The organism is Methanolobus profundi, assembly GCF_900114835.1.
GTDB classification, from domain to species: Archaea; Halobacteriota; Methanosarcinia; order Methanosarcinales; family Methanosarcinaceae; genus Methanolobus; species Methanolobus profundi.
Genome location: NZ_FOUJ01000002.1, coordinates 398695 through 413522, shown reverse-complemented (window position 1 = coordinate 413522; position 14828 = coordinate 398695). Strand labels below are relative to the sequence as shown.

Sequence of the window (14828 nt, the reverse complement as noted above, 5' to 3'; positions counted from 1 at the left end):
ACCTTATAACGTTAACATGCCCACTCTGGACATAGCACTACAAAGGAATCGATATCAATGGACCAATTACAACAATCAGACCTCACCCGGATACATTTTTCGGAAAATACCGGGAAAAACCCCACTACATCCTCCCAAACTCCTCCTCGATCCCAGGTATCAATCTCTCAGTCCTCACCCGGATACATATACTCCAGCCCGGCTACAAAATTCTCCCCTCCTAATTCCGACTGCATGGTCAAAGCAGCAATACTTCGAGCCATCGATAATGGAGCTCACACAACCACCGAGATCCGAGATACTCTTCCCCACGTTCCGTACGGTTCTTTAAGAACCAGCCTGAATCGATACTGCAAGTATGGATATCTACACAAAGATGGAACAAAGCCCTATCATTATCACCTCACTCCGAAAGGCCAAGAACATGCAGCTAATCCCTTCCTACACCGCCAGAATTTCAAAAAGAAAATGGACGGTTACTTCAACGATAGATTGGAGGATGAGATAGCAGAGACATTCCTAGACCCCGCCACCATAGAGCGAATCGCCGCTATGCACCCTAGGAAATCCGAAACTATCTATCGTACCCTCACTCAACGTATTCCGACACCTGTTCGAGATAAGATCCTCTTGGACGAAGGAGCAAGGTCCCACCCCCCTTCAGTGAAAGAAAGTGTCCGGGTGAGTGAATTGGAGGAAGAGAATCGCAAGTTACGAAAATTGCTCGCTTCGAAGGAAAATGACCGAACGAAAACCTCGGAGAAAAATATCGCCCCTTCAATTTTCGAAAAACCCACCCCGACCAAAAATGCTTTGGCTCGCTATAAGATCATGAAGAAGTACAAAGATAAGCAACTCTTCGCCAAGTTCTTCGATTTCCCGGAGGTCCCTTACTATCCTTATCGGGTCGTCGCTTCCAGTAGTATGAAAGAGCTTGCGAAATATAAGTTCCAGAAAGGAGAGGTCATCATTCTGGACGATCGAACTGCCTCTAAAATGGTCGAAATGGGTCATATAGAGCGTTTATCGGCTAAGGAGATAGGAGAGCTTCAATTTGTCCTGCAACACCGTCCAGAGGGCTTCTGTGTGATGTCTAGAACGTTTTACATTAAGAAACTCATATTCGATTCTAAGAACATTCCGAGGGAACAGACGAAGAAGGATGTAGTTATCGTACCTCGTGAGAGATGACTGGTAAAGGCGATTTATGAAAATCTCGATATTATTACGATTAATCTGATTAAATGGATTAATCCGATTAATTGACTTACAAAAATAACGCAGATTCCAAATACTAGATATTCAAAGGACACCTTCAAATTCGACCATTAGAGGCATATGATTACTCTTGCAAAATACAAATCTACGTTTCATTGGATAGATGTAGTAAATATTTCAAATCGATTCGAATAATTTATATGTATATATGTGATGGTATATATGGGGAAGTTGGTATGCCATGCCTATTTCATATAAGTACAGGCTTAAGAAGTGGAGAATAAAGTTAGTTGAATCTATTTGTCACATATTATGCCTATTAAGGGAAAAGATAAGGTACTTCACAGACACTTCACCTAGATGTAATCTCTCTGAATATGAGATTAAGAGAGTTATGATACCGCCTATTAAAAAAGCAGGTAGACATTCTGATGAAAAAACGTTTGCGTTTTCGTTAACATTGCTTGCTTCATCTGTCTATGTTCTTAATTCAACATATAATTATATAGTGTCGAATGCAATCGATTTCAGCTTATATATAACCTCTATTTATATATTGCTTATCACTCTTGCCATTATTATTTTATTGGCATGCTATATATTTTTGAAAGTTCTTGCAATGGAACCTTTAACAAACAGTAGGGATGATTTTTATGAAAAAGCCACACTTATATTAAATATCACTTCTGTATTTTCATTTACTTTAATAATATTAGTAGGATATTTCCTATTGACTAGTTTTGGTTATATTCAATCATATCGGCGTGTTGATTTCGCTTTTTTGATATTGTTTGGTACTCCTCTATTGTGGCATGCAACCATTAATAAAGCCATGATACAATCGATATTGTTTGGGGCACTTATACTTGTATTTGATCAAATACCGTTATTTAGAAATTTAGGCAATGAGATGCTTATCCAATTAATAGGTTTGGGATTCGTGGTGGTCAGTCTTTTCGCGCTCTATCTAATGTTAGCCGATGAAAAGCACTATGTAAAAAAACATATTATGTCGTTTGTTTTTAATAATGAAATGAAAATGTTTGAAATAGTGAAGTACCTAGAATACGAGAGATTAAATTTGAGATTCTTGATGTCTATTATTTTCATTACTATTGGAGCATTCACTATTCTTGTAGCCGGTACAGCAGTTGACAATCTATCTTTTTTGCATGGGAACATTGAAATTGAAATGGAAACTGCATATCCAGAGGGCATAACCACAATACCATTTTCTGTGCATGCCACTGGACCAATTACTGGAATAAGTGTAAACTTAAGCAAAGTAAATTCAAGTAATATAAATCAAATTGATTATATTGAAATTGATGACGAAAATAATATTACTACTCTTTGTCCTAGTGAATGCGGACTTCTATTAGGCAACATAGCAAGTCTTGGTAACTACGATTTTTTCATCAATTCAACAGGTATGACAGCTGGCTACTACGAAATAAAATGTAACAGATTACACTATGATGATTCGGTGGAAAAAGTGTTTTTTATTAAAGAGTAGCTCACATCCTATGTATTCGTATAGGAAGCGACAATAATTTCAGAATTATATATGCAGTTCATTTTGTTGATTGTTCTAAACGTTACTTTTACTAACTAGTTTATAGGAATTATCTTAAAAACGAACTGTCATTTAGATGGCCTTAAACAAAAATCCACATAATAAGCAGCAGTTCTACGAGTTAATCAATAGATACCGGATACATCAAAGAACATCTGAGTTGACCATGTACGATATTCAGGTGATCCTTGACAAAAATTCCGAGCATAATATCGAGTCTGCACAAATCTCATGGTATATCGTATTGGGAAACGCCTGTTCCTGGAGTAACTATGAAACGGCCTGTATCCATTATGATACGTACAAAGAAGTGCTTGACAGCCTCTAGAAGGAATAATAGAGAATATGACGTAGCAGGACTTTAGGTTGGTTGGTTTAAAAATCGATGCTACGTCATCTACCTTGATGTAAACACAATTACTATATAATAATTTTGATTTCAATACCATAAAATATGATGAACTTGTTCATGATAGCTCAAAGAGGGATTGAATTATGAAGCTCAAACTATTCACCGTTATCATTTTGATATCACTTACATACGGATGTGTATCTACAGGTACAGAGCAGGTCCAGAACTTCGTGGAACAGCAAGTAGAGGAAGTTGATGAACCTATGCAGGAAGAGGTTGTGGACACTCCCACACCAGAGGAAGACTCCTCAATTACCACGTCTTTTTCACCGGACGATACCTTGAGAATAGGAGCTTTCAATGTTCAGGTATTTGGAGTTACAAAAGCCGATAAACCTGAAGTTATGGACGTTCTAGCAGACATCGTCAGGACCTACGACATAGTTGCGATACAGGAGATCAGGGACAAATCAGAGACCGCTCTTCCTGAACTCGTAGAGCTTGTGAACTCCGATGGTTCGAGCTATGATTACGTGGTCAGTGAGAGGTTGGGAAGGACCACCAGTAAGGAACAATATGCCTACATCTACGACAGTACCGCAGTGGAGCTTACAGGAGATCCTCAGACCTATCCAGAGCCGGAAGGGACAGACCCATTCCATAGACAACCATATATCGCATCCATAAAGGCGATAAACGGAGATTATGATGCTGTTCTCATGGTCATCCACACAGACCCAGACGAAGCTACGGAGGAGATCAATGCTCTCGATGATGTTCTGGAATACTCCGAAAGTATCTACAGCGACGAGAAGGACTTCATCATTATGGGAGACCTGAACGCCGATGGTAGCTATTTCAATGAGGATGGAACTTCAGACCTCGATGAGTACAATTGGTTAATTGATGATGATTGGGATACAACCACAAAGTCCACAGATTATACTTATGATAGGATTATCATGACCGATATTTCCGAGCTGAATGGTCAGTATGGAGTTTTCATGTACGATGTGGAGTATGGCCTTACTGAAGAAGAAACAACGGCTGTATCAGACCATTATCCGGTGTTTGTGGATGTAAGTGTTAGTGGGGATGTGGATTGAGCTAAGCTCATATTCGATTCTAAGAACATTCCGAGGGAACGGGCGAAGGAAGTTGGAATCGTACCTCGGGGAAGGTGAACAGGTAAGGGATAACGTTGTCTGCATCTGCTGGTAGGAGATTCCATCTGTCCTTATTGATATTGTCTAATGGAAGCGTGCCTTCAATGATTGCTATTCGTGGGCTAGGATGTGGCGGTTTTTATTTGGATTTTAGGAATTATATTAAAAAGATTAATTTTGGGGCATATATTTCAACTACGAACAAAATAAACGAAACAAATGCAGCTTTGTTTTTATCGTTCCAAGTGTAAATAATCCAGAAAGAAATACCTGCCCAAACAAGAACATAGTCAACTCTCATTTGCGTAAAATGCAATATAAGCAAAGAGAACAAAATCACGGTAGCGACCACTCTTAAAGGCGATCCTGTTACATCATCAAGACTCATTCAACAACCTCATACTGAATTCCATTATCTCCAGTAGTTTTTGACTGAGATGAATTGATGTCAAAGCTGTAATTCGACATTTTACTAGTATTGGATCGTAACTGGCCTAAAAGCTGAAATGACTCAAATTCGCTATGGTTGTTAATTTTAAATGTCAATCCATAAATCTCAGGATTCATGTCGGTAGTGTCAATGTAGATGTTATAAATCCCATCATGCAGATGAATTCCAGATATATGTTCACTTTTTTCCATTATCCGCGGTTTATCTGCATCAAAGCTTAAAGTTTCCGCTAAGGAAAGTATTGAACCATTTTTTTCATAAAGCATAACAGTTAAATTACCTTCGCGACCCGTTACCTTTACATCAATCGGTATGGGAGAATTACCTAATTCGTGCACATTTTCCATAGTGATTTCAATATCATTTGAGTGAGCAACATATTGAGAAGTGAGTCCGCCAATAGATAGAAAAATCACAAAAACTGTCATGCCATCAATATTATTGTCAAAAACTTTTTGACCTGCTACAATGAATAGCGTAGCACCTGCAATTAGCAATAAAAGACCTATGATGTTAAGAAAGCCAGGTTTAAATGCGATATATGATGAAATTATCATTATCGGGGCTACTATTATTAAATGAAAACAACTTTCATATAAATGTGAAGAAAATCGAACTAAATAAGAGTTTGCTTTCGAGTTGATTTGAGAATTTAAAGATAAACCTGTGCAAAAAATGTACATTGCTAAAGATAAACCAATTGTATATACAAAAATATTTGTCATGTTCAATGCGCGTTCGGTGGCATAATCCAAGTAATTGCTGTATATTTCAGGGATTATGGTATATACTATAACAAAGCAGAAACCAATTAAACTTAAAGCAAAGCTTAATCTTCGTTCATTATTTTTCTCTTTATCCTTTTGAGATGAAATCCATTTCGTGGGCTCACGAGACACCATACTTTATTATTAATTATACACTTAGAAATAATTTTCTTTTGTTATAACTAATATTATCAATTCTATCCTGAGTCAGAAGGTGTGGGCACAACTACGAAGTCCACAGATTACACCTATGACCGATATATCCGACCTGAACGGTCTCTATGGGGTTTTCAGGGACGATGTGGAGTATGGCCTTACTGAAGAAGAAACAACGGCTGTATCAGACCATTATCCGGTGTTTGTGGATGTAAGTGTTAGTGGGGATGAGGATTGAGAATCTTTCCATATCCAAATTACTCACTATTTTCCCTTTTTATTTTTTTGTTTGTAAATAGCTCCATGCTTCGTCTTCTTCGGGGGTATCCCAAACTTCAGCTAGAGCTTTTTCTGATGCTAACGCCATCTCCATGCTTTCTTCAAAATCCTCGAGTGGACGAATTTCGATACGGTCTTTTTTTGCTATGATTACAACTTTGTTTCCGACTTCAAAAAGCCCTTTTCGCATGGTAGATGGGATTACTATTTGTCCCTTGCTCGTTATTGTTGCAGTGCGAATATCTATCACAGACACTATGTTTCCTCCTCTTAATTGATACGTTTTTTAATCACGCACTCTTACATATAAGTTATATAAGACATGTAAGATGTATGTTGGTACAAATACTTAATCATCATTACTACAGAAAATAGACCCAACTCCTAAACCCCATAAAGAAGGAAGATAACGCCAAATAAAGGAAGATAACACTTTTTAAACTAATAACCAATATGATATTCGGTGAATATATTTGGATATAGAAGGCGGTACTACAATAATGGCTCTGACACTTGGAGCTTTCTTTGGTGTTTTTGGTAATCTTGCAGTTACAATTTACTTTAGAGCACGGGATAAGTGTGAAATCACAAAGAGTGACAAGTTTTTTGCTGCTATTTTCTTTTTAACTTTCTTTGCATATGCTGTGGCTTCTATACTATTTATTATTAAGAGTTTTTAATTCCGAAAACCCTAGATATGGGAAACAAAAAAAGAATCAAAATGGTATTTAAATACCATTCAAGTAAATTTAAATATTGTCTTATTCATACTATGTTTTGGTTATAACCGCAGTATGAATTTAGTTCATATTGCTGATTGAAGTGCAGCAATGATCTCATATCCCGCGAAGATTGTGAGAACCAATGCTGCAATTTCTACAACAAATTTATTTATATTCATCATTTATTTTTCCTCATTATTTTTGTTCATGGTCTGTACTGTATATTTTGTATATACACATTGATATTGTACTTCGATAGTATAAATACTTTGTTTATATACTACCTATCATACTATGTCTGTTGCTAGCGTTTTATATATAGATTGTTAACATTGTGTTAATTAACTGTGCAAGCAATTTGTTATTATCACTTCTTAACACTGTTTTTCTATAATCTGGCATGGAAACGCTATCATTATCAATATACTAACTTCTTACTTGGTATGCTTAACTTCCACTTTGATTGTTATTTTTCACTAAAATTGCCTTGAAAATGTCTAATTTTGAAAGGGACCTTTTTTTGACTCCGGACCCGCCGCAAAAGGACCCTGTTTTTTGGGACCTTTTGTATGATTTTGACACAAATTAGGGACCTTAAACAATGTGATGAACTAAAACATCAAAGTACGCTTTCAGAATTTGCCTAAACACCCTTAGTAAAGGAAAAAGACAATATAATGAATCAGTAACACTTTTGAAACTTCCAACTACATACTGAAAAACAGCTATTTTCTTTTTAAACTATCTCGGCTTTTATCGTATCGGCTGAATGTGGGGAAATATATTTCCTATTTGTTTCACTAATCGGAAAGATTAATCCTTTACAAAATTAGATAAAATGTAAACATTAAGGTACCCTTTTTCAAAATCCCCTTTTTAACCCATCCCGCTAATACTTACCATGTTTATATGCTTCTTTACATTTCGTGTTATTGTAAACTTTGAAATAATATAAAATAAAATACAAAGGTTTATCTTTCAAAACTGGTTCTAGACATCCACAATGTTCCTAAAGATCTTGTTCTGGTTTAATGTTATAGTAACCACAATTATAAGTGGCATATCCATCCACTTAGGTACTTTCGATTATGGATTGAAACACTCCATTGGTGAGCTATGGAAAGGGTACCTAATCATTTGTATTTTATGGACTACAACAAAAAAAATATGAGAATCAAATATTAAAGAGCTACATCGTTAGTTCGATATAAATTACGGAAAAGAAAAACTACATGATTACGAAAAACATGTCTTTTTCGTCCTACAAAACCTATGCCTAATCTTTTTAAGTTATTCGTTACACGAAATAGGTTTAATGGAAAATATTGAAAGATCTGTAGGATATGCTAGGACCAGCACTAAAGACCAGAACATTGACACCCAAATAGTACAGCTCAAGAACAAAGGGATCCCACCTGAGAGGATATTCTTTGATGAGGGCATCAGTGGAAGTGTTCCAGCTACTAAGAGATCTGGGTTCAAGAAGCTCCTCAAACACATCGAATCTCATGATGTAGATACGATCTATCTGTTCGAAATTTCTCGTCTCGGAAGGACTTTTATCGACACCCTTAACCTGACTATGGAATTCGAAGAAAAGGGCGTTAGGATTGTTTCTCTGAGCCCTAGTGAGTCATGGTCCACTATCGGTGACCCACACTATAGGAAGTTACTAATCTCTCTGTTTGGATGGGTCGCAGAGAATGAGAAGAGGATATTGAAGGAACGTATCAAGGTAGGTATCGAGCGATATAAGAGTGAGAATAAGAAATGGGGAAGGCCTAGTAAAGAGCCGGACAAGAAGGAGGCAATGAAGTATCGAGATAAAGGGCTTACATGGGCCGAGATTTCAAGGGTAATGAACGTTCCAGCCAGTACACTGTATAAGTATCGTGATATCTGGGAAGAACAAGAGAGAGTTGAGAGGGTTAGGAGTGTAGGGGAATGATTCTGCCCTCACAGTGGATTCCTATGGAGGTTATATCGTTTAGGTTGAATCATAGCAGTATGATGACCACTGCGAAGCTCTATGCCCGGATAACGCGGATATCGAGAGGGATTTGATTAATCAACACGGGGCTAGTTTGAGTGGATGGCCTATAGTGATTCTGGCCTAAAATGACTCCTGTAGTATTCATGAAGCATAGACTGATAATCAACACGGTCATGTTTCCTTGAATTTATGATTTCTTGATCATTTTCCAATTTCTCATATACCCATAACCAAGCTTGTGCCTTTCTTGAACAACTTTGAGGCCAATGGTTAAACTTCAATAAACCGTTAATGTCTGGTAAGATTTTATCTGATATAAATGCAGCAAGCCACTCATACTTATGCTCATTATATATCTCCATGCGTTCCGCTTCCCATCGTTTCCGCGCTTTATTTTGATAATATGCTGATGTGCCAGGGGGATACATGCGGAATTTGTTGTTTTCTGTACGGTACAATACACCTCGCTGTAATGGACCATCGGGAACGTATCCAATGGGATAGGCTCCATGTGCATCAGGCAAAATTTTGTCCTCTTTCTCATGCAAAATTTTGTTCTCTTCCTCAAGCAAAACCATAATCTCAACATCTCTATCGAGATTCAACATATTAAAAATCATCAAAAACTGATCAATTGAAACTTTATTTTCATCAATATGTTTTACAATTTCCAGTTCATCGTTGTTTTCAAGTATTATTTTCATTAACTTCACACTCCTATCTTGTATAATTAAATCATTTTTACGGTTCAGGGTGACCCCCTTCTCCGCTCATGCTTGTTCCAAAGCCTTTACTATCAACTCTGGATTTTGTTTAACCTTCTCGATTAATGTTTCAAATATTTCTTTATCTGTCTGATTCGCCTCATACGTCAAGGGCAGTCCACACTTGAAACAATACTTTGCATTAGGAGGGGTCAGTTCATGGCACCGTGCACAAGTTCCGGGTCTCATGGTGTCAACAGGGCTCTCAATATCCTCTATTCCGTTCATAGCCATGATGGCTTTATCGATATCTTTCCCCGAAAGGTGGACATATACAGAGGCCATATCAGATCCAGGAGTCCACCCAAGGTATGCTTTCATTTGTTGTTCAGTCAAATGTTCTGCTAAATGGGTAGCTCTTGCATGTCTAAAACCGTGAACGTAAACACGTTTCTTTATGCCTGTTCTTTTTACGGTCTCGCGTAGTAGATAACGAAGGCCAACATCGCTTAAGGGTCCCGCTCTATAGTCTCCTGTAGGCCATAGTGGTGCATCTGGTGTATCTTTAAGAGGATGTGCATCTATCCATTGACGAAGGTATGGTGTAAAATTGAAGATGATAACTCTGCGAGGGCCTGTTTTTCCTTGTGGGAATGTAACTGCACAACCTCCATTGTGCAGAAAGTCGACGTTCTTTATCTTCAAGGAGAGAATTTCTCCCGATCTGCAACCGGTTTCATATAACACTCCGAGCAAGGCTTTATCTCTCAAACTTCCGGCATGGTCTACTATCTCCAGTACCTCATCTTTTGTTATTATGTCCTCTGGAATTTTTTTTCCTTTCAAGTTCTTACACTTAATGACGTTCGCTTCGTCGTTGCACCCCAAAAACTGCAAAAAAGCCTTCGTCTGCATCTTTATCGTGTTTTTAGTGTACGGAGATAGTGGTTCTCCTTTGTTCGGTCCACTTGTTGCATTCCATGTCTCTAATGTTATTAACATGGACTCAATGTCTTCAATTGTAGGGTGTTGGAACTCGATGTCAGTATTTTTAAGAATATATCGGAGTGAGGTCAAATAGGTTAAGCAAGTTTGCCGGCTTTTACCATCTCTGATCATGCCATCGATGAACTTGTTAACAAGCTGTAGGTTCTCGGGTGAAGTTTCAATATCATTAGCTAAATTATCCCTTTTTCGTTTCAACTTCTCATCGAGTGTAGATGATGTTCTCGGGTTTGTTGGGTTCCTGGGCATGACTCTCTTATTTATGAATGATATTTATTCTATATATATGTAATGTTAGTAGTAATTTAGAGTATATTGTTGTAATGCTGGTGGTTGGTATGGTTGCCCTTGCGGCACTTGTAGCTATTATCCCTCCTCCAACTAAGAATATGTCTGTGAACATCGTGGCATCTGGTGAGAATAATGCAGGTCCAAGTCCTGGTAATACTGTTATTGTGGATTCTACTGTAGCAAATGCACCTTTTGATATCGATGTGGATATCTCCGTATCAGATCCTGATGGTTATCCTGTAAGGAATGCTAATGTGATCCTGCGCGGGCTTGGTGGTGTAGCCACTGGTACCACGGACAACAATGGGAACTGCAGTCTGAGCACATCGACAAGCAGTTCGCCTGTCAGTCTTGGTGCTAACCAGAACGAAGGATCGATGGATCTCACTATATCCACTGATGGCTTCTACGATTTTGAAAAGACAGATGCTGTAATGATAGTCAGGACATCATGATCCTGGCATCTTTTTATTTTTATGGTTCACATGTTCTCAGATGAATCTGCATCCGTGGGGCTTCCAATAAGGATCGTTGTTCTCACGATCATCGGGATGATAGGTATGTATGCCATCCTCTCTGCTGTAACAAGCACGCCTTTTGTTCCTGACACCATGTTCGCATCCTCGAACTGCAGCAGTTTCAATATAAGTGATACGATCAATGATTCTCCAGAGCTGATAGTCAATGTTTTTGACAATGACGGCCGGGAAATTGGCGGTGCCAATGTAGTAATTTGGGGTCCGTCAATGGAAAAGGCTGTTGGAGGGATCACTGACCATAATGGTGAATTCCAGTATAAACTGGTGAATATCTCTCTACCACAGGGTAAGACAGAAGGCTATCTTTCGCTGAAGGTAATGCAGGAAGGTTACCTGGACCATTCTAATGACTACTTTGTAAAAGTAAGAAAAGTCTGAGATCCCAATGTCTATACTTCGGGGATCCCATTTGTTCTAATTATCCTTTTTAAGTGTCCTGTACTTCAGGCTCTGCTGCGGTTTGCCACATAGAACTTCAAAAGAACTGCAATGGCAAATATAAAGGCAACAGAGAATGAGAAATAAGCTGACCGGATGATGTCCCATCTACCCACCATTATGAGATAACCGGTAAAGGCGAGTATTATCGCTCCTAATATACCCGAAAGTTCCACAGGCACTTTTACAGAACCAATGTTAATGCGGTTGTGGTTCTCGGCTTTTTCAAGGCGCATATTGAGCTGTGAGATCTCGTTCCTGATCTCCAGTTTTAATCCCTCGGTGTCCTTATGGTCGAGCACTGGTTCCTTACGTTCAAGTTCTTCCCGGAGTCTTGAATTCTCTTCACGAAGCTCATCTATCTGTGAATCTATCATTACGAACCGGTTATCTAATTCCTGCAGACTGTCGTCAGATGTCTCATTGACAGAAAGGCTTTGTTTCAGTTCATTGATATCGGAGAGCAAGGACGCGATATCTTCCTGTGTGCTCTCTATTACCTCTTCAAAGTTCGTCTCATACTCAGGAATAGTATCTTCCAGAGGAATGTCCACAGAGAGTCTGCGTTCTACTGCACGTAATCGTTTTTCTACGCTCCTTACATTCTGATCAAGGGAGTGTAATCTGCCGTTAATATCTTCTTTTATCGTTTTGTCGTTTTTCATAAGGTCACCACCAACCACCCTGACCTTTTTTACTAAAGATATTAAAATCCTTCTATTTGATGTTATATTGTTGGAGAGTTCTGAAGTGTTATATATTCAGGTTTTACATCAACAACGTAGTATTTTCTTCCATCGAGCACGATGGAGGATGCCTTCTTCGGAAAGAAAAGGTTCAGGGCATGACCCTGATATCCCTTTGAAAAAAGAAGTCCGATGGAAAAGGTGTTCTCTGAGGATATCCCGCAGTACATCATGTCCTCAATGGTTCCCCAGAAGCTTTTGCCGATGTTCTTTCTTTCTCCTACATTAAGAGTGAATGTTTCGGTCATGATGGTCGATCCGTTTTTCAGTTACTGACGATATTGCTTTGTTGCTGCTTACCAGCAGATGCCTTCGTAGTCTATCTCTACACTGAGCCTTTCAGGTTTTATAAGATGTCTGCCGTCAATAACGACCCTGTTGGCCATGGAGTTGAACTCTTTGTCCAGTTCCCTGAACTCGCCCCATTCTGTCATGATAAGACAACCATCGGCTTCTTGTAGTGCCTGTGCTGCAGTCTTGCAGTATGCGACTGCAGGGAATAGCTTCTTCATGCTTTCCTCTGCCATGGGGTCGTATGCAGTGATATCTGCATCAAGGCGCAGAAGTTCAGCTATTACAGGGATGGATCTGGATTCTCTGATATCATCTGTATCATTCTTGAAGGCCAGGCCGAGGACTGCTATTCTCTTATTCTTAAGATCCCCTATCTTTTCCTGAAGCAGTTCTATCATCTTCAGGGGCTGTCTGTCATTGACATCAACAACGGATTCAAGGAGCTGTGGTGCGTAGCCGATCATGTTCGCCTTGCCTATAATAGCCTTGACATCCTTTGGGAAGCATGAGCCACCAAAACCTGCACCGCAGTTGAGGAACTGGCGTTCTATCCTGAAGTCGGTTCCCACGGCATCCATGACCTCATAGGTATCGATATCCAGCTGCTTGCAGATGTTACCTATCTCATTGGCGAAGGATATCTTGGTAGCCAGGAAGGAGTTATTAACGTATTTGATCATCTCAGCTGTCCTTGGGTTGGTATGTGTGATCTCACAGTCCAGCTTGCGATAGAGTTCAGATACAACGAATCCCGACCTCTCGTCAATAGCACCGACAACTATCTTGTCAGGGTGCATGAAATCGTATACTGCTTTTCCTTCTCTCAGGAACTCAGGGTTCATGGCAATACCAAAGTCCTTTCCTGCCTTCTTGCCGGAATATTCCTCAACTATGGGCAGTACGACCTTCTCGGTGGTCTCTGGTACCACAGTACTCTTGACAACGACAACATGGTAGCTATCCTTCTTTGCGATAGCTTTCCCAAGGCTTGCACTTGCAGCCTTAACTATGGAGAGGTCGATACTACCATCATCTCCTGAAGGTGTTCCCACGCAGATGAAGGATGCATCGGAGTTCTGGACAGCGTAATCATAATCCGATGTTGCGATGAGTGTCTTCTGGGTGTATTTCTCCATCAGTTCGTCAAGCCCCTCTTCCCAGATGGGTGCGATACCTGCATTGATCTGTTTTACTTTCTCTTCGTCGATGTCAATACAGATGACCTCATGTCCGAGGTCTGCAAAGCAGGCTGCTGAGACAGAGCCAACATAGCCTGAACCGATAATTGATACTTTCATGATAAGGATCTCCTGAGTTGTAAATTGTTTGGAAGTGTATATTAGGATGTTGTTCTGTTGCAATAAATGATATACTCTTTTATAGGTATCACAATGATATTCCTTTGCAGTTATTTTTGAAAGCAGGTGATCATTATGGGAAATGATGTTGGTCGTTTATGTCCTGTGGAAATGTCAGTCGGTCTGGATAACAGATTTCGCAGATGGCTCCAGGACCCGGTGAAGATAATAGGTCCGTACCTTCGTGGAGGTATGGAGGTGCTGGAAGTAGGTTGTGGTCCGGGTTTTTTCACCCTCGACATCTCCCGGATGATAGGTGATACCGGGAAGGTCGTTGCTGTGGACCTTCAGGAAGGTATGTTACAGAAGGTCAGGAATAAGATCGCAAGTTCAGACTCAGGAAAGAATATCACCCTGCATAGATGCGAGGTGGACAGGTTAGGCCTGTCAGGAAGTTTCGATCTTGTTTTCCTTTACTATGTGGTACACGAGATCCCGGATAAAGCTTCATTGTTCAGGGAACTGTCGACCCTGCTCAAAAGTGATGGACTTATCTATATAGCCGAACCACCCATCCACGTTTCAAAAAATACATTTGAACTGATCATAAGGGCGGCAGAAGATGCCGGATTTGTGATCAAGGACAGGCCAAAACGTTTTCCTGATAAGGTGGTTGTATTGGGGAAGGAGTAGCATTTTCTCATTATTTTCATTCATTGACAGGTGACCACAAATCCCATCCTAAAATGTAGTCACCTATCCTAAATCCCCTTCTAATACTACTCGACCAGAAAACCCGGCATATCCTCTGTTTTTTTCTTGTTTGATCAAGT

At 39.5% G+C, this 14828-nt stretch carries 17 protein-coding genes; 9 read left to right on the top strand and 8 right to left on the bottom strand.

Features of this window, described 5'->3' with window-relative positions:
* Positions 1-234 precede the first annotated feature (234 nt).
* From BM008_RS07295 to BM008_RS07285, 3 genes are all read left to right on the top strand, one after another.
* Positions 235-1191, top strand: a complete 957-nt coding sequence (locus BM008_RS07295; protein ID WP_143072306.1) for a hypothetical protein — start codon at positions 235-237, stop codon at positions 1189-1191.
* A 268-nt stretch (positions 1192-1459) separates the two neighbouring features.
* On the top strand, positions 1460-2734 hold the full coding sequence (locus BM008_RS07290) for a hypothetical protein (RefSeq protein ID WP_143072305.1): 1275 nt from the start codon (positions 1460-1462) through the stop codon (positions 2732-2734).
* A gap of 555 nt (positions 2735-3289) precedes the next feature.
* The gene (locus BM008_RS07285; protein ID WP_091935435.1) at positions 3290-4252 is read left to right on the top strand and encodes an endonuclease/exonuclease/phosphatase family protein; all 963 of its coding nucleotides are present in this window, start codon (positions 3290-3292) and stop codon (positions 4250-4252) included.
* 217 nt (positions 4253-4469) lie between these two features.
* Here the strand turns inward: BM008_RS07285 and BM008_RS07280 are convergent, their stop codons facing one another.
* Positions 4470-4700, bottom strand: a complete 231-nt coding sequence (locus tag BM008_RS07280) for a hypothetical protein (RefSeq protein ID WP_091935432.1) — start codon at positions 4698-4700, stop codon at positions 4470-4472.
* Positions 4697-5665, bottom strand: coding sequence for a hypothetical protein (locus tag BM008_RS07275; RefSeq protein ID WP_091935430.1), 969 nt, complete (start codon positions 5663-5665; stop codon positions 4697-4699). The genes BM008_RS07280 and BM008_RS07275 overlap by 4 nt, the downstream gene beginning before the upstream one ends.
* A 115-nt stretch (positions 5666-5780) precedes the next feature.
* Between BM008_RS07275 and BM008_RS14880 the strand changes: the two genes are divergently transcribed.
* Positions 5781-5924, top strand: coding sequence for a hypothetical protein (locus BM008_RS14880; RefSeq protein ID WP_177188001.1), 144 nt, complete (start codon positions 5781-5783; stop codon positions 5922-5924).
* 39 nt (positions 5925-5963) lie between these two features.
* On the opposite strand, the gene BM008_RS07270 is transcribed toward BM008_RS14880, so the two are convergent.
* Positions 5964-6221: an AbrB/MazE/SpoVT family DNA-binding domain-containing protein gene (locus tag BM008_RS07270; RefSeq protein ID WP_091935427.1), complete on the bottom strand. Its 258-nt coding sequence runs from the start codon at positions 6219-6221 to the stop codon at positions 5964-5966.
* A 217-nt stretch (positions 6222-6438) separates the two neighbouring features.
* Between BM008_RS07270 and BM008_RS07265 the strand changes: the two genes are divergently transcribed.
* Both BM008_RS07265 and BM008_RS07260 read left to right on the top strand, forming a co-directional pair.
* The gene (locus BM008_RS07265; protein WP_091935425.1) at positions 6439-6645 is read left to right on the top strand and encodes a hypothetical protein; all 207 of its coding nucleotides are present in this window, start codon (positions 6439-6441) and stop codon (positions 6643-6645) included.
* 1357 nt (positions 6646-8002) lie between these two features.
* A complete protein-coding gene (locus BM008_RS07260; protein ID WP_091935422.1) occupies positions 8003-8635 on the top strand; it encodes a recombinase family protein in 633 nt (210 codons plus the stop codon).
* Between the two features lie 149 nt (positions 8636-8784).
* Here the strand turns inward: BM008_RS07260 and BM008_RS07255 are convergent, their stop codons facing one another.
* Both BM008_RS07255 and BM008_RS07250 read right to left on the bottom strand, forming a co-directional pair.
* Complete coding sequence (locus tag BM008_RS07255) at positions 8785-9384, bottom strand: hypothetical protein (protein WP_091935419.1); 600 nt, start codon at positions 9382-9384, stop codon at positions 8785-8787.
* 66 nt (positions 9385-9450) lie between these two features.
* Positions 9451-10638: a site-specific integrase gene (locus tag BM008_RS07250; protein ID WP_091935416.1), complete on the bottom strand. Its 1188-nt coding sequence runs from the start codon at positions 10636-10638 to the stop codon at positions 9451-9453.
* An 89-nt stretch (positions 10639-10727) separates the two neighbouring features.
* On the opposite strand from BM008_RS07250, the gene BM008_RS07245 reads away from it, so the two are divergent.
* On the top strand, positions 10728-11135 hold the full coding sequence (locus tag BM008_RS07245; RefSeq protein ID WP_245747957.1) for a carboxypeptidase regulatory-like domain-containing protein: 408 nt from the start codon (positions 10728-10730) through the stop codon (positions 11133-11135).
* Between the two features lie 30 nt (positions 11136-11165).
* A complete protein-coding gene (locus BM008_RS07240; protein ID WP_091935411.1) occupies positions 11166-11597 on the top strand; it encodes a hypothetical protein in 432 nt (143 codons plus the stop codon).
* A gap of 65 nt (positions 11598-11662) precedes the next feature.
* Here BM008_RS07240 and BM008_RS07235 read toward each other — a convergent pair whose 3' ends face one another.
* The 3 genes from BM008_RS07235 to BM008_RS07225 all read right to left on the bottom strand — a co-directional run bounded on the left by BM008_RS07235 (position 11663) and on the right by BM008_RS07225 (position 13995).
* Positions 11663-12322 carry a hypothetical protein gene (locus BM008_RS07235; protein ID WP_091935409.1) on the bottom strand — a complete coding sequence of 220 codons (660 nt, stop codon included), beginning with the start codon at positions 12320-12322 and terminating at the stop codon, positions 11663-11665.
* A 62-nt stretch (positions 12323-12384) separates the two neighbouring features.
* Positions 12385-12651 carry a hypothetical protein gene (locus tag BM008_RS07230; protein WP_091935407.1) on the bottom strand — a complete coding sequence of 89 codons (267 nt, stop codon included), beginning with the start codon at positions 12649-12651 and terminating at the stop codon, positions 12385-12387.
* Positions 12652-12699: 48 nt separating this feature from the next.
* Positions 12700-13995, bottom strand: coding sequence for a UDP-glucose dehydrogenase family protein (locus tag BM008_RS07225; protein WP_091935404.1), 1296 nt, complete (start codon positions 13993-13995; stop codon positions 12700-12702).
* A 135-nt stretch (positions 13996-14130) separates the two neighbouring features.
* On the opposite strand from BM008_RS07225, the gene BM008_RS07220 reads away from it, so the two are divergent.
* The gene (locus BM008_RS07220) at positions 14131-14688 is read left to right on the top strand and encodes a class I SAM-dependent methyltransferase (protein WP_245747955.1); all 558 of its coding nucleotides are present in this window, start codon (positions 14131-14133) and stop codon (positions 14686-14688) included.
* The last annotated feature ends 140 nt before the right edge of the window (positions 14689-14828 follow it).

Bases quoted from the DNA above. Each gene is read 5' to 3' on its own strand.
- BM008_RS07295 (WP_143072306.1), top strand. From the start codon at position 235: ATGGTCAAAGCAGCAATACTTCGAGCCATCGATAATGGAGCTCACACA.
- BM008_RS07255 (WP_091935419.1), bottom strand. From the start codon at position 9,384: ATGAAAATAATACTTGAAAACAACGATGAACTGGAAATTGTAAAACAT.
- BM008_RS07225 (WP_091935404.1), bottom strand. From the start codon at position 13,995: ATGAAAGTATCAATTATCGGTTCAGGCTATGTTGGCTCTGTCTCAGCA.
- BM008_RS14880 (WP_177188001.1), top strand. From the start codon at position 5,781: ATGACCGATATATCCGACCTGAACGGTCTCTATGGGGTTTTCAGGGAC.
- BM008_RS07230 (WP_091935407.1), bottom strand. From the start codon at position 12,651: ATGACCGAAACATTCACTCTTAATGTAGGAGAAAGAAAGAACATCGGC.
- BM008_RS07245 (WP_245747957.1), top strand. From the start codon at position 10,728: ATGGTTGCCCTTGCGGCACTTGTAGCTATTATCCCTCCTCCAACTAAG.
- BM008_RS07235 (WP_091935409.1), bottom strand. From the start codon at position 12,322: ATGAAAAACGACAAAACGATAAAAGAAGATATTAACGGCAGATTACAC.
- BM008_RS07260 (WP_091935422.1), top strand. From the start codon at position 8,003: ATGGAAAATATTGAAAGATCTGTAGGATATGCTAGGACCAGCACTAAA.
- BM008_RS07220 (WP_245747955.1), top strand. From the start codon at position 14,131: ATGGGAAATGATGTTGGTCGTTTATGTCCTGTGGAAATGTCAGTCGGT.
- BM008_RS07275 (WP_091935430.1), bottom strand. From the start codon at position 5,665: ATGGTGTCTCGTGAGCCCACGAAATGGATTTCATCTCAAAAGGATAAA.
- BM008_RS07250 (WP_091935416.1), bottom strand. From the start codon at position 10,638: ATGCCCAGGAACCCAACAAACCCGAGAACATCATCTACACTCGATGAG.
- BM008_RS07290 (WP_143072305.1), top strand. From the start codon at position 1,460: ATGCCTATTTCATATAAGTACAGGCTTAAGAAGTGGAGAATAAAGTTA.
- BM008_RS07240 (WP_091935411.1), top strand. From the start codon at position 11,166: ATGTTCTCAGATGAATCTGCATCCGTGGGGCTTCCAATAAGGATCGTT.
- BM008_RS07280 (WP_091935432.1), bottom strand. From the start codon at position 4,700: ATGAGTCTTGATGATGTAACAGGATCGCCTTTAAGAGTGGTCGCTACC.
- BM008_RS07285 (WP_091935435.1), top strand. From the start codon at position 3,290: ATGAAGCTCAAACTATTCACCGTTATCATTTTGATATCACTTACATAC.